Consider the following 21,241-nt stretch of genomic DNA (forward strand, 5'->3'; position numbering starts at 1 on the left):
ATTTTTTTTGACAGTTACCATAAATAGAACTTGAAGCAATTTGTACAGTAACCACAAAAAATAGGCAAGAAAAAATAAACCAAAGATGGTGGCATTTTTTATTTGAGAATAGTGTTAAAATTCAGAATATATGTTAAGATATTTTAAAAGGAGACAAGGAATATTCGTTTGGAAGGCAATGTAAAAAGAGCTGTCAAAAGATACATAGGAAGAATCTATAAGCAATCCATAAAATCTAATAAGAGAGGATGAAAATTGGTGGATAAAAAGGTAAATGTTGCGATTATTGGCTCGGGAAACATAGGAACGGATTTAATGAAGAAATTATTGAGAAGTGATGTTCTAAACCCTACTGTCATGATTGGTGTGGATCCACAATCTAGAGGATTGGCTTTAGCAAGAGAAAATGGCATAGAGACAATTGATTATGGAATTAAAGGGCTGGAAGAAAAACCTGAGCTTGCAGATATAGTCTTTGATGCGACATCAGCAAAAGCTCACCACGTACATGCGGCAATCTTAAAAAAGCTTGGGAAAAAAGTCATTGACCTAACTCCAGCTGCTGTTGGACCATATTGTGTGCCGGCAGTTAGTTTGGATAAGGAAGCAGTATATTCTCATGAAAATGTAAATATGGTTACTTGTGGAGGACAAGCAACCGTTCCTATAATGAAAGCGATTTCTGATATTGTATCTGTTGAGTATGGGGAAATTATTGCCTCGATTTCTAGTAAAAGTGCTGGCCCAGGAACAAGACAAAACATTGACGAGTTTACAGAAACAACTGCACATGCATTAATAGAAATTGGCGGAGCAAAAAAGGCAAAAGCATTAATAGTTTTAAATCCGGCTGATCCTCCAATATTAATGAGAAATACAGTGTTTGCTAAGTTAGAAGGAAATTATGTAGGGAGAGAAAATGAAATCATTGATTCTATTTATAAAATGGTAGAATCCGTAAAAGAATATGTGCCTGGTTATCACTTAATGTCTGAACCGGTTATTAAAGATGGAATCGTAAAAGTATTTGTTGAGGTTGAGGGTCTGGGGGATTACTTACCAAAATACTCAGGGAATCTTGATATTATTACTTCTGCAGCTGTTCGCACTGCAGAGGTAATAGCAACTTCCATTGCTGTAAAGGAGAATAGATGATGACTAAAAAGATTACTATTAATGACGTAACACTTCGTGATGGAATGCATGCTGTTTCTCACCAGTATTCTAAAGAACAAATTGCTGAGTTAACTAGGATAATAGATGAAGCTGGAGCAGATATCATTGAAGCGACACATGGTGATGGTTTGGGTGGAAGTTCTATTCAGTTCGGTTTATCAAAAGAAACAGAGTCAGATATTATATCCACAGCAGTAGCTAATGCGAAAAATGCAAAAATAGCCGTCCTTCTTCTTCCTGGGGTTGGTACTATTGACCAGTTAAAGAATGCTAGGGAGCTAGGTGCTTCTGTTGTAAGAGTTGCAACACATTGTACGGAGGCTGATGTATCCGAACAACATATAAAAGCTGGCATTTCCCTTGGTATGGATACAGTGGGGTTTCTTATGATGTCACATAGAACAACTCCGGAAAATCTTTTGGTGGAAGCAAAGAAAATGGAGTCATATGGAGCACAAACTGTTTATGTCGTAGATTCCGCTGGTGCTTTGACAATGGATGATGTGCGTCGCAGAGTTTCCCTTTTTAAAGACAATTTAAATGTAGAAATTGGGTTCCACGCACATAATAACCTCTCCCTCGGAGTAGCTAATTCAATTGTAGCCATTGAAGAAGGTGCTACAAGAATAGATGGCAGTCTTGCGGGAATGGGAGCTGGTGCAGGTAATGCTGCGCTCGAGCAACTTATTGCTGTCATGAATAAACTAAAAATTCAGCATAATATGGATCTCTATAAAACCATGGATGCTGCTGAATACGTTATGAAACCGATAATGGTAAGACCTGTTCAAATAGATAGACTGAGCTTAACACTTGGTTATACAGGTGTGTATTCTTCTTTCTTACTTTTTGCAGAACGAGCTGGGAAAGAATATGGCGTAGATCCTAGAGATATTTTAACTAAAATAGCAGAGATGGGAGCTGTAGGGGGACAGGAAGACTGGATTATTCCAGTGGCACAGGAATTAGCAAGGAGTAAATAAACATAATCAAATCATTAATAATCTCTTTACGGAAGGGTACTTCCCTCGCTAAGTGGTGTGCATTTCTTTAGGAAGAGATGCACTTTTTTTGGCGTGTTCAGCAAGCTTTAAAGTAAAATAACTTACACTAGGAGGAGCTATTTTGTCATTAAGCAATGAGATAGTGCATGCTATTCGTCAAAGACAGAAACGAGGATTGCCAGAAGAAATTCGTGAAAAGGTGATTCTCCATATATGCGATACGATTGCTATTTCCTTAGCTTCTTATAAAGGAGCACCTATTGCTTTAAAATCGATAGCGGGTCTTTCTATAGGTGTAAAAGGTGGGACGGGTCGAGTAATAGGAAGTGAGCATCGATTACCTCCCGCCTATGCTGCATTTGCTAATACGGCTTTAGCACATGCTTTAGACTATGATGACATCAATGATTTAGCTAGAATCCATCCAACACCTGTTACCTTAGCTGCCGCATTAGCAGCTGCTGACGCTGAGGATACAAGCAAAACGGACCTTATTACTGCAGTTGGACTTGGTAACGAGTTGTTGTGTCGATTTGGCTATGCAATAGAGCCCAGGGGTACTGGTACAGATTCCAAATGGTTCTTAAGTCAACTGTTTGGTTATTTAGGTGCCACAATCACTGCCGGACTTGTCCTTGGATTAGACGATAATGAGTTAGTTCATGCCTTAGGACTGGCATATATGCAAGTAGCTGGTGGTAAAGAGCCAGGAGTGGGTACTGGTTCCCAGGCTAGATCCATTTATCCGGCATTTTCATCAATGGGAGGTGTTCAAGCAGCATTTTTGGCTCGAGAAGGGGTGAGCGCACCTGCAAGTTGTCTGGATGGAAAGACGGGTCTTTTTCTAAATTATTTTGGGAAGAACCTAAATGAAAAACAACGAAGTGTATTGTTGGACACTGAAACATGGGCGTTTTCCGATACATCTATTAAACTTTATCCTAGCTGTCGTTACTCACATCCATTTATTAAATCTGCCCTTGTACTTCGAAATCATTTTAGGCATGATGAAGTTGACCAAATTGTGATAGGGGTAAATGAAACAGCGAATATGTTATGTCAACCACTTGAGGATCGTTGTCATCCTAAAACATTACAGGATGCTAAATTTAGTATTCCTTTTATGGTTGCATTTGCATTTGTTCATGGGAGTGTTCACTTGAATAATCTGACGGAGGGAGCTCTTATGGATACTCAGGTTTTAAATTTGACTAAGCGTATAAAAATTGAGCAAACACAGTCTGATACTCCTGGAATTCCTATAGGAGATATTAAGATAGTAACCGCCCATGGAACAAAAAGACATTTAGAACGTATACTTCCTGAAACACATATTGATGCAGTTAAGAAGAAATTTACCGAATGTTGTATGTATGCAAACGTATCCAATCCAGAAGTGCTGTGGGAAACGTTAAGCCATAATTTAGTTTTTGATGGAGTAAACAAATTACCAATAATAATTCATTAAAATCTTTAGGGTCAGCTCCATAAGCGAGTAAAGTAATACTGCATTGATGGCCTGACCCTTTTTGTCGTGACTGAAACCTAATCAAAAGCTCCCATTGATGAGAAGTTCACGATTTTCCCTCCTTTAGATTAAATTCCTCTCACTCCGCCATCTGAAACGATTGATGAACCAGTCATATAAGATGAATCATCAGAAGTTAAAAATAGAATTGTTTTGGCTTGCTCTTCTGATGTCGACATGCGGCCCATTGGAATCTTCCTTTCCATATGAGGCTTATTTGGATTATCTGCGATCATTTCAGTATAGTCGACACCTGGCAATGAGCAATTGACCCGAATGCCTTTATTGGCATATTCAGAAGCAACAACTTTAGACATGTGAGTGACACCAGCTTTGACAAAACTATAGAGTGCAAGGGTGGTCCTAACACTTAAGGCAGCCAAGGAAGTGACGTTGACAATATTACCTGATTTTCGTTTTTCCATATGTGGGAGCACAAGCTGCATGGCGAGAAAATAGGAATAGGCATCAAGGGTGACAAATTCCTCCCAGTCACTTTTTGTTAATTCAATGAAGGGTTTCTCAACAATTTTCCGTCATTGTTAATAAGAATATCAATTTGTCCATATGTGTCTATCGTGCTATTAACCAATCTCTCAACCTGGTCATCCTTTGTCATATCTGTTTGAATAAACTTGGCTTCACCGCCTTGAGAAATGATGGATTGAACAATATGCTCTCCTTTTTCACTACGTCTGCCAACTACAACAACCTCGGCTCCTTTAGTGGCAAATAACTTGGCCATGGATTCCCCAATTCCAATGTACTTCCGGTAACTATTGCTACTTTATTATGTGATTTTCCAGAACCGTTTTTCATAGTAATAACCCCTTTCTTTTGGAATAAATAGTACTGCTATTTTCGTTATTGAAATAAAGGAAACAAAAACTAAAATTTCAGTTTACCTTTTATCGCTAAAAAGGGAGTGCCTTTATACTCTAACTATAATTTTAATTCGCTATTTTTAAAATATCAATAAATTACGAGTATTCCTAAAATTGAGAAGAAAAAGAGGAAAATAATTCAGCCAAATAGTAATTTTATAGCTAAAATGGATTCAACCAAAATTTGATGGAACCAACAAATGGATACGGTTTAAAGGGATAGAGGTTATTGGTTCTTACATAAACAATAGAGAATAAGTGGTATTCTATTATTTTGTTGTATTTTAGATAATTTTGAATAAATAAAACTTTCAGAATATATTGACAGGGAATTACTGTGCGATTAGAATTACAATTAGTTAATGAAAACGCTTTAAACAACTAGAACGAATTTATTGGAAATGGAAAGGTAAAATTTTAGAAGGGAATAAAACTGTAACTTTTGATGGCCACAAAAATACAGGTTAGGTTATTCCCGAGAAAAGAAAAAATAAAAATAGTAGAAGAAGTTGAAAATGAATTTAGGGGGAACCAAAGTATGCAAAGAAGTATAGGGAAAAAAATGCTTATGTTTTGTGTAGTGATAATTGCTTTCCAGGATGTTGCTGCGGGTGTAGCTGGATCAATCATGGCAGATATTATCAAGGCGTATCCAGAATATAATCCGACAATAGTTATGATGGTCGCTACTTTTCCAGGATTAGTACAAATAGTGCCAGCACTTTTTTATGGTAAACTTTCCAAAAAATTTAATAAGAGAACTTTATTGTTTACAGGATTAACCCTATTCATAGTTGGAGGAACTCTTCCTACTTTTATTGATAGCCTGCCGTTAATCATTTTAATGAGAGGTATTTTAGGACTTGGTGTTGGGATTACGATGCCGTTATCGATTGATATCATAACGGATTTCTTTGAGGGTAGAGAAAGAGATTTCTTGATTGGTTTTGGAACATCCACTATCGCGTGTATCGGCGCAATTTTCTTCCAATTAGGTGGCGGAATGTTAGCCGATGCTTATGGATGGCATTATGGTTTCTTAACCTATTTATTTCCATTGTGGATTCTTGCGGTTACCTTCCTTTATCTACCGGAACCTGAGAAAAAAGTGCATCAGCAAGCTACAAATACTGAGGGTAAGAAGCTTAAACTGCCAAAAGCTGTTTACTGGACATGCCTGGGTCAGGTTTTATATTCTAGTTTAATTTTTGGATATGTAACAAATATATCGGTTGTTATTCAAGGAGATAATCTAGGAAACGCAACTGAAGCCGGTATGGCCATATCTGTATTTACATTTGGAACTCTTTTAGTAGGCTTTTTATTTGGCAAAATAAAGCATAGACTGCCAAGAATGTATTTACCTGTTGGAATTGGATTTACGGGTCTAGGAATGGTGATCTGTTATTTTTCGCCAAGCTTAACAATGATACTTGTTGGAAGTCTTATTGGCGGTGCTGGAATGGGAATTGGAATTCCAGGAGTATTTACTAGAGTAACTGAGCTTGCTCCTGCGGCTATCGCTTCTGCCGGAGTAGGATTAGTCGTGGCCGCTCAAGGTGTTGGTGGTATTGCGGGTCCATTTGGTTTCCAAGTTATTCAAAACATCTTCAACCAGGACATTGGCCGTTTTCCACTAGCAATCAGTGCGGTTGGGTTGATTATTCTAGCGATTATTTGGGCGCTTGGTACAGGTAAAGCTCCAAGCAAGGATTTAGAAGTTACCTTAACACAATAAAATCAGTATCACTTAAGTCGGTGACTTAATTTCATTGTTTAGTAAAAAGCTAAAATGGAGTATTTCACCTTCAGTTTAGCTTTTTACTATTTAGATAAAAAGAGAGGAGGTAAACGAGTTCGGTTCCATCCTCTTTTTTTATGTTAAGTTTAATTTATTAAAATATTTAGAATTAATTGACAAAATATATATAAGGGGGGTAAAATTATAGATGAGAAATGAAAGCGCTTTTTTAACTATTATAACGTTAGAAAGTCGAGTGCTAGAATTTTAGTTGGTAAAACTAAAGTATTTTAAAATTCTAAATAAGGTAGGGTGAAGAAATGACAGCAATTTCAACTCGGAAAATTCAAACAGGAAATTATCAAACCTTTTTTCACGAAGCAGGAGATAAATCAGCAGAAACAATTATCTTTCTCCATGGAAGCGGCCCGGGTGTAAGTGCACGAACAAACTGGCAGTATGTTCTGCCTCACTTTAGCGAAAACTTCCATGTTGTTGCTCCGGACATTTTTGGTTTTGGGGACACGGACCATCCAGAGGAATATCCTGAAAATGGTGCAAAATGGATGTCAACCAGGGTTAATCAAATTTTAGCTCTAATGGATGAGTTGGAAGTTAAAAAGGCTCATTTAGTAGGAAATTCTTTAGGTGGAGTTATTTCTCTAAATCTCTTGATGTATGCTCCAGAACGATTCGATCGTATTGTTCTTATGGGGGCTGGCGGGGGGTTAACTGAACCGACCCCAGAGCTCGCAAAATTGGCGAATTTTGCAAGTGACCCAAGTGAGGCCAATTTCAAAAATTTATTTAGATGGTTTTTATATGATGAGTCATTCCTTGAAGCAGAATTAGACAATATTGTGGCGGAACGGATGGAAAACTTTAATCGGCCAGAGGTTCGCAGATCTTTTGCAGCCAATTTTAAAAACTCTCATTTGTCCGATATGCTTGTACCTCCTTCTGCATTAAAAAGAATGAAAAATCCATTCTTCCTTATTCATGGCCAGGAAGATAGATTTGTACCACTTGAGAGCAGCTTGTATGTGATGAAATACCTACCAGATGTTCAATTGCATACATTTAAACAATGTGGACATTGGGCGCAAATCGAGCAAAAGGACCGATTTATTAAACTAACAACAGACTTTTTTAACCGTGAATTATAATCACCTTATATTGTTAAGGCGTGTTTCCCTAAGTGGTGCGTAATTACGGTTAATGCAATGCTGAAGGTACCATTAGGAAAGCTTTTTTAGATTATTACTTAAAGGTGTGGAACCATTTGAAAAAGGAAAAAGCTTACCGATATATAAAAAATCAAATTATGGAAGAAAAATGGAGTACTGATACAGCGATAAATGTAAACGAAATTGCTGTTGAATTGAATATGAGCCGAACTCCCATACATAAAGCATTATCACAACTAGAGCAAGAAGGATTTCTCAACATTATTCCGCAGGTTGGGGTATTTGTGAAAAAACCCGATCGGAAAGATGTATTAGAAAGAATCAATATTTGCGCTACTTTAGATGCGCTTTTGGCTGAACAGGCAGCATATAACCTAAAGGATGAAGATTTCGTTTATATGGAAGCGACTCTAAGGAAGATGGATGACCCAATCATATCAGCTGATGATTATTCAGACCTTAATATCGAGTTTCATAAAACGATATATGATGCTTCTGGATATTCTTATACATTGAATCTTACGAGGCAGTTATGGGATTACTTAACCTATGTTGGAAGTCCGGACCTCCTTTTTATCGAGGGACGCAGAAAACGCTCACAAGCGGAACACTGGCTGATTTACTTTGCTTTGAAGGATCGGGATCATTCTCTTGTAAAAAAGTTAGTAGAAATTCATATGCGCCGGGTCGCAGAGGTTATCAACCTAAAATTTTAGCAATACCGTTTCTAATCACCGGGTTAAACTCTACTATTTTTATATATTAAAAGAATTACATAATTAAGGGAGGGTTTTGAATGGAACTAAGTGTAATGGAAACGAACAAAGAACTGGTTGCAAGGGCGAGGAATTTAATCCCAAAATTGCGTGAGTATAATTTTGAAATAGATGAAAAAAGTACACTTCCTGATGAGGTCGTAGCATTATTACAGAAGGAAGGTTTGTTAAAGGTCCTTCGCCCAAAAATGTTTGGCGGCTTTCAGACAGATATGAGAACGTTTACAGAAGTTGTAACGGAGATTTCTCGAGGGAATGGTTCGGCAGGCTGGTTTGTGTCACTAAGCAATATTCGAGATTACATGATTTCCTATGTATTTGGGCAAAAAGCACTTGATGAAATCTATGTACCCGGTAAGGAAGTTGTATTTGCAGGGAATTTCAAGCCGATCAAATGCGATATTAAAAAGGTAGACGGCGGGTATTACGTGAAAGAGGCTCAATGGCCATTTGTTTCAGGAAGTCCGCATGCTGATTGGTGTTATTTTGGATTCCCGGTAGATGATGGAAATGGCGGGATGGAATTTGCAATTATGGTTGTTCCACGTGAAGAACTAGAGGTTTTAGATGACTGGTTTGTTATGGGGCTAAAAGGTTCAGGAAGTAACAGCGTATTAATCAAAGATGTATTCGTTCCTGACCATCGTGTATCCTTAGACCGTTTGGCGAACCAACGCTATTATATGATTGATTCTCTAAGAGAAGTACCCTTATATAATACACCATTTGTCCCATCACTTACTTTATCAATTGTTGGACCAGCTTTAGGACTCGCTCAGGCAGCAATGGATTTCCATATGGACCGGGTCAAAACGGCAGGGATTGGGAATACCAGCTATACCAAGATGAGTGAAGCACCGATTACTCATCATCAAACGGCGCAAGCACAATTAAAAATTGAATCTGCTGAACTACATCTCTATCGGGCAGTTGACAAACTTGATGAATACTCAGAAAAGGGCCATACGATGACGATGGAAGAAGTCGTTAAAATGAAAGCAGACTTTGGTTATGTCAATCAGCTATGTAAAGAAGCCATGGACTTAATGGTTGCCGGAGCCGGATCAGTCTTTACTTACAATAAAAATCCATTCCAGCTCGTATATAGAGACTTCTTAACGATGCATTTACATGGGTTTATTACACCATCAAGTTTAATTGAAACGTATGGAAGAGTCCTTTGTGGTCAAGAGCCTAATACATATTTCCTCTAATAGTAGGAAAATGAAAAGTGTTAGGTTATTATTTTCCTTGCAGTTACCATTTATTACCATATCACCAAAGGTTCAAATAGTAGATTAATAATTATTAAGGGGGATTTATAAATGAGTTTACCAGAAATTGCGAAATTAGGACACGTTGCATTAGTAACAACAGATCTTGAGAAATCGCTTTGGTTTTTTAAAGAAATTGTTGGTCTAGAAGAAACAACAACAGTAAATGGTACCGTATACATGCGTGCATGGGGAGATTTCGAACACCACACTCTTTCTTTAACTGCTGGAGAAAAGTCTCATGTGGATCATATTGCTTGGCGAACTAAGCGTCCAGAGGATGTGGAAGCGTTTGCGCGAATTTTGCAAGAAGCAGGAACAGACATAAAATGGATTGAGGCTGGCAAAGAAACAGGTCAAGGAAGAGCGATTCGTTTCAAGTTGCCAAGTGAACATAGTTTTGAACTTTATTATGACATCGAAAAGCCATTGGCCGCACCGGAAAAACGTTCCGTATTAAAGAACCAAACATATAAATCATGGGCTCGTGGGGTATCGCCAAGAAGAATTGACCATGTCAATCTCCTTACATCATTACATGCAAATGAACTTTCTGATTTCTTAAATGAAAAATTAGGATTTAAGATGCGTGAATACATTGAGGCCCCAGATGGGTCATATTTAGGTGCTTGGATGAGTGTGACGCCATTGGTTCATGATATTGCCATCAGTCATGATCCATTTGCGCCAACAACACACCAAATCCATCATTTTTCTTATTGGTTGGATAATGCTCAAGACTTATTGAGAGCAGCTGACATTCTAACTGAACATGGAATTGAATTTAAAGGTCCAGGAAAACATGGTATTTCTCAAGCAATGTATATCTATGCGATTGATCCTGGAAGTGGGGTTCGTGTTGAGTTATTCACGAATGGTTATTTGATTTTTGAACCAGATTGGGAACCAATTAAGTGGACTTTAGATGAGATGAATGTCGGATTTACCTTCTGGGGAGACCAAATGGACACCAAACCAGAGAATAATCCTACAATAGAAGCTTAATAAATTATTGGTAATAGCTAGATACAATCACGAGAGGAGATATATAAATGGATGATCGTCAATTTAGAAACGCAATGGGAACATTTGCAACAGGAGTCACTGTCATTACAACAGAGGTGGAGGGTGAGGTCCACGGCATGACAGCAAATGCCTTTATGTCCGTATCACTTAACCCAAAGCTTGTGGTCATTTCTATCGGAGATAAAGCTCGGATTTTAAATAAAATTAAGCAAAGTAAAACTTTCTCAGTCAATATATTAGCGGAAAATCAACAAGAAATTTCAATGATTTTTGCAGGACAGTTGAAAGAACATCGTGGAGTTGTTTTTGATCGTTTAGCCGGACAACCGGTTGTGTCTGGTGCTTTGGCACAGGTGACCTGTGAGGTTTCATCAGAGTACGTCGAAGGGGACCATACATTGTTTATCGGAAAAGTAACGGAAATAAATCTTGAAGATGGTGACCCACTCCTATTTTACAAAGGACGTTACCGTTCCTTACAAGAGGAAGCAACAGTTGCATCAAAATAAACAAGGAATCGAAAATCCTTAGAAACTCGATATAAAGGGGCTATTGTAATGGATATTCTAAAAGCTGCTTCTTCTTTAATGGCGGCGGAGATTGAGAAAGTAACGATTGATCCTTTTACATCATCAACAGAAGCCATTTCTGTTGATGATGCTTATCAAATACAGCTTGAACAAATTCGCCATAAAGTTAATAATGGAGCCGTAATCGTTGGTAAAAAGATTGGCTTGACTAGCAAGGTCATGCAGGAAATGTTTAACGTTAATGAACCAGACTATGGACATATACTTGATGACATGATGTATAAGAATGGCGAGACTATTTCTCTTGAGCGGTTTATTCAACCGAAAGTAGAGTTTGAAATTGCTTTTGTCTTGAAAAAGGATTTAAAGGGACCCAATGTGACGCTAGAGGATGTAGTCGAGGCAACGGATTATGTCGTTCCGTCCATTGAAATTATTGATAGTCGTATCAAAGATTGGAAGTTTAAATATGAAGATACAGTCGCTGATAACGGTTCCTCAGCAGGTGCGATTCTAGGAGGAAAGCCTGTTCTATTAAAGGATGTTAATCTTCCCTCCATCAGGATGTCTGTCTATAAAAATGGTGAATTGTTCGATTCATCAACTGGTGAAGCTGTTATGGGCAATCCATTAGTAGCCGTTGCTTGGCTTGCCAATGCACTAAGCCAATTTGATATTTCACTTAATTCAGGTGAAGTTATTCTCTCAGGTGCCCTATCAGCCGCAATTCCGATTGAGGATGGAGATTCTTTCGCGGCAGAATTCGACCATCTGGGGTCAGTGTCTGTCACATTTATAAAATAGGTTGGTCCAAAATGGATTTTGCAAAAGTGAGAGGCTCCTTTTATTCTTCAATAAAGGGAGTCTCTCAATTGTCTGAATTCTTTTAAGGAGGAAATTATGAACAATCATTTAATCGATTCTCAAGACAAAAGTGTCAAGGAAGAAAGAAATAAAAAGATTGTAACTACCTCTGCAGGATTTGGACTATTGCGTAAAGGCTTAGTTGAGAACTTAGGTAAAAAAAGAGCAAAAGGTTTTCTTCTTCGGTATGGTTGGAGTTTAGGTGTTAGTGATGCAGAAGAAGCAATGAAAGAAAATTCCTCCATTGATTTCCTCATTAACCAGGCTTCCATTCTCCATTTAAATACAGGGCATATTGGTGATATCCAGTCTGAAAGATTGATTGAAATGAGAGATTCAAATAATATTAAGTCAATTTCTGCAAAGGGAAAATGGATTGACTCTTTCGAAGCAAAAGAACATTTAAGACATCATGGGAAGTCAGATTCCCCTGTTTGCCACACATTAACTGGCTACGCAAGTGGTTATATGACGACCATTCTTAAACAAAATGTTGTAGTAAAGGAAACGCGTTGTATTGGTATGGGCGACAGTGAATGTCAGTTTGAAATGAAATTTAAAGAAGACTGGGGTAACGAAATCAAAGACGAATTAAGCCTCTACGAGGAAATGAATATTATCGAAGAGCTAAACGATACCTATGAACAATTACTTGAACAACGGAATTATATTGAAAAAGTAGCCAAATTCCATAATCGGTTAACTGAAAGTTTATCAAATGGAAGTACCCTTCAAGATATAGCGAATACTACATTCAAATTATTGAATATTCCTATTTCTATAGAGGACTTGAGCTTTCAAAAGATTGTATTTTCAGGGGTAAAGGAAGAAGGCTACAATCAATTAAACAAAGATCTTGTCGATTATTTAAAGCAAAAGCTGTATAAAAATAATCATTCTTTTCCTTTATTTAAAGAAACCATTCGCTTAAAGACTGGGTTTCAAGACCGTCTTATTACACCGATAACTGTTCAGAAAAGAATCATTGGGTATTGCACGTTTTTTCATTATAAAGAATCATCAACGATCTCTGAGACCGATGTGATGTTTATTGAAAGAGTTGCTAATGCTGCCTCTTTATACCTATTAAATGAAAAAACCAGTTTTGAAGCAGTGGAAAAAATGAAGAGTTATTTTTTAGAACAAATCTTGCGCGGTCAATATACATCACGTGAGGAAATCGTAAATCGTGGACGTTACATGGGGTATGATCTAGAGGCTCCATTTTATATAGCTTCAATAGATTACAATGAAAAAGGAAAGCTGGAGAAAAATAATAAAAATCATTTCGACCAATTCTTGGAAACGATTGTTAAATACATTGATATACAAGGATTTAAAGCTTTAATTGGTCAGCATGATAGTCGTATTGTGATGTTAATACCAGAAACAGACCAGGTAGTAGCAAAATTAGAAAAAATAATTAAACATACTAATATAAGTTTTCCTAACTTCCAATATACAATCGGAATTAGTGATAAAGCAGAGGACATTGATCAAGTATTAGAACATGTGGAAGAATCATTTATTGCCCTTAGAATGTCAACAGATAAGAAAATTATTTGTTTTAAAGATATGGGAATTGTAGGGGTATTAATTAATTCAAAGAACGTCAGTGGAATTAAGAAAATGGCCAAACAAGAGTTAGGACCTATATATCATCTTGGAGATTCGAAGAAAAGAGAGATGTTAAAAACACTTTATGTCTTCTTGGCCAATGGTGGAAAGCTTCAACAAACCATGGATGACCTATCGTTATCGATGAGTGGACTTACGTATCGAGTTAATAAAATAGAAAAAATGATCAGTAAAGATTTGCGTGATCCTTCTCAAAGCTACCAACTTCTTCTTATTTTAGATTCTCTTATTGCTTTGGGTGAGTTAGAGTTGTAAACCTATTTTTATAGGGGTATTAAATTTATCGAAACTTTTTTTATTTAGTGAAATAAATTAACAAACTTTAACTCTAGAAACAAGAAAAATATTATTTTTAGTGAGGGATATAAAAATGACAAAAATACTAACAAAAAAGGTTCAAACAGGGGATTATCAAACTTTTATATATGAAGGCGGGGATAAGAGCCATGAAACGATTATATTCCTGCATGGAAGTGGCCCGGGAGCAAGCTCAAAAACAAATTGGCAAGGGATTTTACCACAAGTGAGTGAAAAATTTCATGTTGTTGCCCTTGATATTTTAGGTTTTGGGAACACCGATCACCCTGAGGTTTTTCCGGAAAACGGTGCAAAATGGATGTCAGCAAGAGTTAAACAGGTCATTGATTTAATGGATACTTTAGAAGTTGATAAAGCTAACTTAGTTGGGAATTCTTTAGGCGGAGTGATCTCACTTAATCTAATAATGAATGCTCCAGAGCGATTTAATCGCATTGTTCTCTTAGGTGCCGGCGGGGGATTAACGGAGATGACACCGGAGTTGGCGAAATTGGCTAACTTTGCTAGTGACCCATCCCCGGCAGCATTTAAAAATTTATTTAGATGGTTTTTAGCTGATGAAACCTTTCTTGAAGCGGAATTGGATCAAATCGTTGCGGAACGAGTGGAAACCTTTAACAGACCTGAGGTACGCAGGTCCTATGAAGCAAACTTTAAGAATGCCCACTTATCAGATATTATCGTGCCACCATCAGCATTAAAAAGAATGAAAAATCCGTTCTTACTCATTCACGGCTATGAAGATCGTTTCGTTCCGCTTGAAAGCAGTCTCTATATGATGAAATATTTACCTGACTCGCAGTTACATACCATCAAACAGTGTGGACATTGGGCGCAAATTGAGCAAAAGGACCGATTTATAAAACTTACATCCGACTTTTTTAATGGAGAGTTATAAGTCAAACTAAATTTGAGGGACTCTACTATTTTAAATAGATTCGAGTCTCTTTTCAATCCATTTAAATTGAAGGCAGTTAAAAATGCCTTTTGAAAAATAGCAGTAAGCTAATTTCACATAACAGTGGTTTTATTTTTTCCAATAAAAACTATTGAAAAATAAATTAATCTTAACTAGTTTTTCATCTAGAAAGAAAAGGTTAAATTTTCTAAAATTTCAGTATAAGGAATTATTTTTATTAATCTATCAGCAAATAAATGTAAGGGGATACATACTCTTGCTTTTTGGATGGATTAACAATGAGGAGGAGAAGAAGAAATTGACTAATATATCTCAGGCAACCATTAAAACAGCTAATTACGAAACTTATTTAAATCGTTCAGGTGAGGGGAATAGTGAGGCTATTTTATTTCTTCATGGTTCGGGTCCAGGGGTTGCTGCTATTGCCAATTGGCGCTATGCGTTACAAGCATGCAGTGAAAATTATGATTGTTTAGCTCCAGACCTTTTTGGATTTGCTCAAAGCAGCCATCCTGAAATCCTTCCAAAAAACAGACAAGACTGGATGGATCAATGGGTTAACCAAGTAATTGAACTACTTGATGAACTAAATCTTCAAAAGGTCCATGTGGTCGGGAATTCATTAGGGTGTTCAATCGCGCTAGAATTGTTGTTAGAGTATCCTGAACGATTTGATAAGGTGGTTCTCATGGGACCGGGTGGAACACCAAATACGAAATTAAGTGCAGAACTAGCACGAGCTAAGAATTTCTACGACAATCCGTCAAGAAAAAAATTGCACCAAATTATGAGCTGGTTTGTCAATGAACCGGAAAAAATGGCTCCGATCATTGATGGAATAATTGAAACCCGCTTTGAAACAGCCATGCGGCCAGAGGTTCAACGTTCAAATGACTCCATTTTCGCGACTGCCACTGTGCCTGTCCCTGTAACTGCTCTTAATCGAATTGAAAATCAAGTGTTACTAGTCCATGGTCTAAATGACCGTGTATGTTCAGTTGACTCTAGTTATTATCTAGTAGAACATCTTCTAAATGCACAGCTCCATGTATTTGGGAGATGTGGACACTGGACACAAATTGAGAAAAAAGACGAATTCAATACTTTGATTCAAAATTATTTCGCCGGTAAAATTTAACTAATATAGGGGGATTCCTAAATGATATTACCAGAAATTGCTAAGTTGGGTCATGTTGCACTAGTCACACCAGATCTTGAAAAATCACTTTGGTTTTTCCGAGATGTAATTGGATTAGAAATTACAGAAGAAAAAAATGGGACTACCTATTTGCGGGCTTGGGGAGATTTTGAACATCATACACTTTCACTCACTGCTGGGGATCGGGGATACGTTGACCATATTGCCTGGAGAACAAAGAAACCAGAGGATGTAGAGGGTTTTGCGCAATTGCTTGAAAAAGCAGGAACAGAAGTACGCTGGATAGAAGCCGGAGAAGAGGCTGGACAAGGAAAGGCGATACGTTTTAAATTACCTAGCCAACACTCCTTTGAGATTTATTATGATGTTGAAAAGCCTGGTGGAGATGAAAGAACAAAATCGGTTCTGAAAAATCAATCTCATAAGTCATGGAACCGAGGTATTTCTCCAAGAAGAATTGACCATGTCAATGTTGCAACTTCCATGGATGTTGGTGAGATTATTGGATATTTAAGTACACAATTAGGATTTAATTTACGTGAATATGTGAAATACACAAAGAATGAACAAGTAATGGCAGGCTGGATGAGTGTCACCCCTTTAGTGCATGATATAGCAGTAATCTACCGACCTGAGGCAAAAACACCGAATCAACTCCACCATATTGCATATTGGTTGGATAACGATCAAGATCTCCTTCGTGCGGCAGATATTTTAAAAGAAGCAGGCATTAACTTCATTGGACCAGGAAAACATGGAGTATCTCAAGCAATCTATCTTTATGTCGTTGACCCGGGAAGCGGTTGCCGAGTGGAATTGTTTAGTAGTTCTTACTTAATCTTTGAACCAGATTGGAAAGCCATCGAGTGGACAGAAGAGGAGCATGCTATAGCCAATACTTATTGGGGAGAAACTGTTAGCGATAAAGAATTGAATAAACCATTAATTGAAGCTTAATCAGAGAAATTTAGTTCTACTAACAGTAGCGAAACAAGTCTTATAAAATAGCAAACTTGTAAACTATAGGATATAAAATGCAAGGCTAAATTAATATTTTCTATAGGATGGTGCATAAATTGAAGCTTGTTTCTTTCTATCAAAATGATGAAATTAAATTGGGCATTAAAACGGATGCCGGTATTATTGATGTATCCGCTGCTTCCGATAAAACCGGAATCACTGCACCTAAGACAGTCTTAGATGTTATTAATGAGGGAGAAAATGCATTAGATGCATTAAATAGGATTCAAAAGAATTCCCAAGAGATGATTAACGATGAAGATATCCGATATGCAGCTGCAATTCCAAATGCAGGAAAGGTTTTGTGTGTTGGCGCAAATTATCGAAAACATGCGATTGAATCTGGTCTTGCAATACCAGAAGATCCAATCTATTTTGCCAAGTACGCAAATAGTTTGTCTGGTCATGGCGAAGAAGTAGCCGTACCATATATGGCGAAAGAAGTAGATTACGAGGTTGAATTAGTAGTGGTAATTGGCAAACCAGCCAAGAAGGTATCAACAGAGGATGCCCTAGATTATGTTTTTGGTTATGCAACTGGGAATGATCTTTCTGTCCGTGAACTTCAATTTCGTAGCAATCAATGGATGTATGGAAAAGCGATTGATGGATTTGCACCTCTTGGACCATATATTGTAACTGCTGATGAAGTACCAAATCCACAAAATCTTAATCTAAAATGCTGGGTGAACGGAGAACTCCGTCAAGATTCAAATACTGAAGATATGATTTTTTCTGTAGCCACTATAGTAAGTGATTTATCACAAATCATGACTCTCGAACCTGGTGATGTCATTTATTCTGGTACTCCAGAGGGAGTTATCATGGGTATGGAACAAAAAAACTGGCTCAAGCCAGGTGATGAAATTGTTTGTGAAATTGACGGGCTTGGGCGTCTAGTGAACAAACTAGTGTAAGAATGCCTCATAATGAAAGAAGCCCTTACAGCGAAGCAATATAGTAATTTGCAGCACCTCTATCAATTTTCAAAAAAATTGATAGAGGTATTTTTAATTGGGACAGTACACTAGATTTAATTTTATTAATAATACCTAGAAAGGGAGGAAAGGAGGTTTGATGATAAATGAAAAAGGAAAATATAAAGAAAATGAATAAAGGCAAAAAAATTGCTTTTGGTCAATTTTTGACTATCTTTTTACTTGGGACTTTAACTGCCCTGGGACCGCTAAATTTAGATATGTATTTACCGGCTTTTCCATATATAACAAGTAATTTTGGAACAGTGGCATCACTCGTTCAGATTAGTTTGACTGCAGGGCTTTTAGGATTGGCATTAGGACAGGTGATTGCTGGTCCTTTAAGTGATATACACGGTCGTCGTAAACCATTAATCATATCGTTAATACTGTACGTTTTTACATCTATTTTATGTGCATTGGCCCCTTCCATTTGGATCCTTATTACTTTACGTTTGTTTCAAGGAGTCGCTGGTGGTGCTGGGATTGTAATCGCTCGTGCATGTGTAAGGGATTTATTTGTATTCAGGACCTGAAATGACAAATATATTCTCCGTTCTTGTTCTAATCATGGGGATAGCTCCGATATTTGCGCCTATAGCGGGAGGATACTTACTAAATTTTGTGTCCTGGAGGGGAATATTTCTTGTACTTTCTGGAATAGGGGTTGTAATGTTTGTTCTAATATTTTTCCTTTTAAAAGAAACACTGCCAAAAGAAAAACAAACAAGTGGTGGTTTTAGACATATCTTTACTGCGATTATGTTCTTAATAAAAGATAAGCTATTTTTAGGGTATGCTTTAGCAATGGGTTTGGCGAGTGGTGCGATGTTCGCCTACATTGCAGGATCACCGTTTGTATTACAAGAAATATTTAACGTTACTCCACAGTTATTTAGCATCGTGTTTGCTATTAATGCGTGTGGTTTGATAACTGCTTCACAGATTACTGGAAGACTTGCTTCTCGATTTGGGGAAGACCGCTTTCTACTAATAGGTTTAATCATATTGTTAACAGGTGGAATTTCACTGCTAAGTTTTACATTAATAGGTACAGGTATTTTCCCTATTTTGATTGCTTTCTTTTTAGTTGTGACAAGTATTGGCTTTATCAGTCCAACCTGTACTTCCTTAGCCATGAGCAGTCAAACGGGAAATGCTGGGAGTGCGTCGGCTTTACTTGGAGTAGTTTCTTTTGGTATTGGGGGGGGTGTTGCTCCGATTGTAGGGATTTTGGGAAGTCAGACCGCTATTCCATTAGGAATTGTTGTTGCAGTCTGTAGTAGTTCATCATTTTTAATATACGTATTTTTGATTCGAAAACGTCCTTTGTCCGTTCAAGAGCAGTTTGGAATAGGACAAAATAAAAAGAAAGGGTACTAGAATTAGTGTGTCCTTTTTGTTTGGTTTTATAATATTCGAAGTATTTACAAAATTTAATTAATTATATTGACTAAACGTATCCTTTTGAAATACAATAAGTTTGAAAAGAATAAATGTATACAATTATACATATGTTCAATTATACTTTTATATAAATACCTATCATATAAGCATAGTCTACAACTACTATTTATATTGGAAATATGAAAGCGGGGGACAAAATGGAATTATCTTCAATGGATAACCGCCGATTATCCACAAAGGATTTCGTTTATTACGAAATGAAGAAACAAATAATTAAAGGCATTTTAAAACCATCCCAATCGTTTAATGAAATAAAAATAGCTTCAGAATTGGGAGTAAGCCGAACACCAATAAGAGAGGCATTACAAAGGCTGGAACTAGAAGAATTAATCATAAGGCAGCCAAATGGTCGGTTAAAAGTGGCGCCCATCTCCATCCAAGAGGCAAAGGAAATCTATAAAATTAGAGGTTTATTAGAAGGATTAGTAGTAAAAGAGGCTACTATTAAAGTAACAGAAAGTGAAATTCAGAAACTGCAAATGTTTACAAACCTTTTAATCGAGGCAGCTGAAAACGACCTGAGGGAGGATGTCGTAACTTACGGGAGTGAAATACATTCATACCTGTATCAGATTAGCGACAATCACACGGCAGTAAAAATTTTAAGGAATATGAATGATAAGATTTCTAGATATAGGCGTATTGGGCCGAATGAAAGTATCAAGAGGAGTAAAGAAGCGGCGATGGAGCATAAACAATTAACCGAAGCCATTTCGATAAGAGATAGTACAAAAGCTGAAAGTCTGATGAAAATGCATATTAAGAATAGTTTGGCTGCGGCGATTGAGTCGATTGCCAATCATATCAAAAAATACGGGGAATAATAGCAATAAAATACACTAGTTGTGTGTGGTTTATTACTACCTATCCTCAACCCAATGAAAGCGCTTCAAAAATACACATACCTTTACTTAAGATGTCTCTTAGTAAGAGATTAATAGGACGTAAGATGGAGTAAAGGTCAGACTTTACATAAAAGGAGAAAAAGATGATCCAAGAAAAGCTGCGTTTAAAAGATAAAGTTGCGATTGTTACCGGCAGTACTTCAGGAATTGGAGAAGAAACGGCTAAGTTATTTGCCAACGAAGGAGCCAATGTAGTCATTGTGGGAAGAAGACAAGACCGTGGTGAAAAGGTTGTTAATACAATCCGTTCAAATGGCGGAAAAGCTATATTTGTTAAAACTGATGTGACGAAAGATGATGACCTAGTAAATATGGTGAATAAGACGTTAGAGGCTTTTCAACAAGTTGATATTCTTGTCAACAATGCTGGACGAATTATCCAAAAGCCATTTACAGAAATAGCAGAGGATGATTGGGATCACTATGTGCGCTTAAACTCTTATTCTTACTTTAGAGCAATGCAGCTTGTCCTACCATATATGGAAAAAAGGGGGTCTGGCAACATTGTAAATATTACTTCCGCAGCTGCTATTAATGTCAGAAAAACACATGCACTTTATAGTTTTACCAAGGCGGGGATCACACATATGTCCAAAATTGTAGCAGCAGAATACGCAGATAAGGGGATTAGAGTAAATTGTTTATTGCCAGGGGTTGTTTATACTGAAATGATTGCTGATAACCCCAGAACACCTGAAGTGGCAAAAGGAATTCCCTTAGGGAGAATGTCAACTCCTGAAGAACAAGCAAAATCTGTTTTATACTTAGCATCTGAAGATTCTTCATTTATGACAGGTTCATCCATTGTTACTGATGGAGGCGTCACAGGAATATAAACAACCTGCACG

General features: G+C 37.2%; 19 protein-coding genes and 1 pseudogene. 18 read left to right on the top strand and 2 right to left on the bottom strand.

Features of this window, described 5'->3' with window-relative positions:
• Positions 1-255 precede the first annotated feature (255 nt).
• The 3 genes from NSS81_RS21700 (at position 256) to NSS81_RS21710 (ending at position 3,648) form a co-directional block, all read left to right on the top strand.
• Positions 256-1,155, top strand: a complete 900-nt coding sequence (locus tag NSS81_RS21700; protein ID WP_342430700.1) for an acetaldehyde dehydrogenase (acetylating) — start codon at positions 256-258, stop codon at positions 1,153-1,155.
• Positions 1,155-2,159, top strand: a complete 1,005-nt coding sequence (dmpG, locus tag NSS81_RS21705; protein ID WP_342434110.1) for a 4-hydroxy-2-oxovalerate aldolase — start codon at positions 1,155-1,157, stop codon at positions 2,157-2,159. Before NSS81_RS21700 ends, dmpG begins: the two co-directional genes overlap by 1 nt.
• Positions 2,160-2,301: 142 nt before the next feature.
• Entirely contained in the window at positions 2,302-3,648 is a 1,347-nt protein-coding gene (locus NSS81_RS21710) for an MmgE/PrpD family protein (protein WP_342430701.1), read from the top strand.
• 128 nt (positions 3,649-3,776) lie between these two features.
• Here the strand turns inward: NSS81_RS21710 and NSS81_RS21715 are convergent, their stop codons facing one another.
• Positions 3,777-4,238 carry an SDR family oxidoreductase gene (locus NSS81_RS21715; RefSeq protein ID WP_342434111.1) on the bottom strand — a complete coding sequence of 154 codons (462 nt, stop codon included), beginning with the start codon at positions 4,236-4,238 and terminating at the stop codon, positions 3,777-3,779.
• Positions 4,211-4,471 carry an SDR family NAD(P)-dependent oxidoreductase gene (locus NSS81_RS21720; RefSeq protein ID WP_342434112.1) on the bottom strand — a complete coding sequence of 87 codons (261 nt, stop codon included), beginning with the start codon at positions 4,469-4,471 and terminating at the stop codon, positions 4,211-4,213. The genes NSS81_RS21715 and NSS81_RS21720 overlap by 28 nt, the downstream gene beginning before the upstream one ends.
• A gap of 659 nt (positions 4,472-5,130) precedes the next feature.
• Here NSS81_RS21720 and NSS81_RS21725 point away from each other — a divergent pair.
• From NSS81_RS21725 to NSS81_RS21795, 15 genes and pseudogenes are all read left to right on the top strand, one after another.
• On the top strand, positions 5,131-6,330 hold the full coding sequence (locus NSS81_RS21725) for an MFS transporter (RefSeq protein ID WP_342430702.1): 1,200 nt from the start codon (positions 5,131-5,133) through the stop codon (positions 6,328-6,330).
• Positions 6,331-6,653: 323 nt separating this feature from the next.
• Complete coding sequence (locus tag NSS81_RS21730) at positions 6,654-7,499, top strand: alpha/beta hydrolase (protein ID WP_342430703.1); 846 nt, start codon at positions 6,654-6,656, stop codon at positions 7,497-7,499.
• Between the two features lie 116 nt (positions 7,500-7,615).
• Positions 7,616-8,236 (top strand): GntR family transcriptional regulator, encoded by a 621-nt coding sequence (locus NSS81_RS21735; RefSeq protein ID WP_342430704.1) that lies wholly within the window; start codon positions 7,616-7,618, stop codon positions 8,234-8,236.
• A gap of 80 nt (positions 8,237-8,316) precedes the next feature.
• Positions 8,317-9,510, top strand: coding sequence for an acyl-CoA dehydrogenase family protein (locus tag NSS81_RS21740; protein ID WP_342430705.1), 1,194 nt, complete (start codon positions 8,317-8,319; stop codon positions 9,508-9,510).
• Between the two features lie 111 nt (positions 9,511-9,621).
• Positions 9,622-10,575 carry a VOC family protein gene (locus NSS81_RS21745; protein ID WP_342430706.1) on the top strand — a complete coding sequence of 318 codons (954 nt, stop codon included), beginning with the start codon at positions 9,622-9,624 and terminating at the stop codon, positions 10,573-10,575.
• Positions 10,576-10,622: 47 nt separating this feature from the next.
• On the top strand, positions 10,623-11,105 hold the full coding sequence (locus NSS81_RS21750) for a flavin reductase family protein (protein ID WP_342430707.1): 483 nt from the start codon (positions 10,623-10,625) through the stop codon (positions 11,103-11,105).
• Positions 11,106-11,153: 48 nt separating this feature from the next.
• Positions 11,154-11,930, top strand: coding sequence for a fumarylacetoacetate hydrolase family protein (locus NSS81_RS21755; protein ID WP_342430708.1), 777 nt, complete (start codon positions 11,154-11,156; stop codon positions 11,928-11,930).
• A 96-nt stretch (positions 11,931-12,026) separates the two neighbouring features.
• Positions 12,027-13,883: a V4R domain-containing protein gene (locus NSS81_RS21760; RefSeq protein ID WP_342430709.1), complete on the top strand. Its 1,857-nt coding sequence runs from the start codon at positions 12,027-12,029 to the stop codon at positions 13,881-13,883.
• 115 nt (positions 13,884-13,998) lie between these two features.
• Positions 13,999-14,844, top strand: a complete 846-nt coding sequence (locus tag NSS81_RS21765; RefSeq protein WP_342430710.1) for an alpha/beta hydrolase — start codon at positions 13,999-14,001, stop codon at positions 14,842-14,844.
• A gap of 319 nt (positions 14,845-15,163) precedes the next feature.
• Positions 15,164-16,003, top strand: a complete 840-nt coding sequence (locus tag NSS81_RS21770) for an alpha/beta hydrolase (RefSeq protein ID WP_342430711.1) — start codon at positions 15,164-15,166, stop codon at positions 16,001-16,003.
• A 21-nt stretch (positions 16,004-16,024) separates the two neighbouring features.
• Complete coding sequence (locus NSS81_RS21775) at positions 16,025-16,981, top strand: VOC family protein (RefSeq protein WP_342430712.1); 957 nt, start codon at positions 16,025-16,027, stop codon at positions 16,979-16,981.
• A 119-nt stretch (positions 16,982-17,100) separates the two neighbouring features.
• A complete protein-coding gene (locus NSS81_RS21780; RefSeq protein ID WP_342430713.1) occupies positions 17,101-17,961 on the top strand; it encodes a fumarylacetoacetate hydrolase family protein in 861 nt (286 codons plus the stop codon).
• A gap of 191 nt (positions 17,962-18,152) precedes the next feature.
• Positions 18,153-19,404: pseudogene (locus NSS81_RS21785) on the top strand (multidrug effflux MFS transporter).
• A 221-nt stretch (positions 19,405-19,625) separates the two neighbouring features.
• On the top strand, positions 19,626-20,312 hold the full coding sequence (locus NSS81_RS21790) for a GntR family transcriptional regulator (protein WP_342430714.1): 687 nt from the start codon (positions 19,626-19,628) through the stop codon (positions 20,310-20,312).
• 164 nt (positions 20,313-20,476) lie between these two features.
• Positions 20,477-21,229, top strand: coding sequence for an SDR family oxidoreductase (locus NSS81_RS21795; RefSeq protein ID WP_342430715.1), 753 nt, complete (start codon positions 20,477-20,479; stop codon positions 21,227-21,229).
• Positions 21,230-21,241: the final 12 nt, after the last annotated feature.

Source organism: Neobacillus sp. FSL H8-0543, from assembly GCF_038592905.1.
Lineage (GTDB): Bacteria > Bacillota > Bacilli > Bacillales > Cytobacillaceae > Neobacillus.

Excerpts from the sequence above, each read along its gene's own strand:
- NSS81_RS21775 (WP_342430712.1), top strand. The coding sequence starts at position 16,025 with ATGATATTACCAGAAATTGCTAAGTTGGGTCATGTTGCACTAGTCACA.
- NSS81_RS21740 (WP_342430705.1), top strand. The coding sequence starts at position 8,317 with ATGGAACTAAGTGTAATGGAAACGAACAAAGAACTGGTTGCAAGGGCG.
- NSS81_RS21755 (WP_342430708.1), top strand. The coding sequence starts at position 11,154 with ATGGATATTCTAAAAGCTGCTTCTTCTTTAATGGCGGCGGAGATTGAG.
- NSS81_RS21750 (WP_342430707.1), top strand. The coding sequence starts at position 10,623 with ATGGATGATCGTCAATTTAGAAACGCAATGGGAACATTTGCAACAGGA.
- NSS81_RS21765 (WP_342430710.1), top strand. The coding sequence starts at position 13,999 with ATGACAAAAATACTAACAAAAAAGGTTCAAACAGGGGATTATCAAACT.
- NSS81_RS21790 (WP_342430714.1), top strand. The coding sequence starts at position 19,626 with ATGGAATTATCTTCAATGGATAACCGCCGATTATCCACAAAGGATTTC.
- NSS81_RS21730 (WP_342430703.1), top strand. The coding sequence starts at position 6,654 with ATGACAGCAATTTCAACTCGGAAAATTCAAACAGGAAATTATCAAACC.
- NSS81_RS21745 (WP_342430706.1), top strand. The coding sequence starts at position 9,622 with ATGAGTTTACCAGAAATTGCGAAATTAGGACACGTTGCATTAGTAACA.
- NSS81_RS21795 (WP_342430715.1), top strand. The coding sequence starts at position 20,477 with ATGATCCAAGAAAAGCTGCGTTTAAAAGATAAAGTTGCGATTGTTACC.
- NSS81_RS21725 (WP_342430702.1), top strand. The coding sequence starts at position 5,131 with ATGCAAAGAAGTATAGGGAAAAAAATGCTTATGTTTTGTGTAGTGATA.
- NSS81_RS21760 (WP_342430709.1), top strand. The coding sequence starts at position 12,027 with ATGAACAATCATTTAATCGATTCTCAAGACAAAAGTGTCAAGGAAGAA.
- dmpG (WP_342434110.1), top strand. The coding sequence starts at position 1,155 with ATGACTAAAAAGATTACTATTAATGACGTAACACTTCGTGATGGAATG.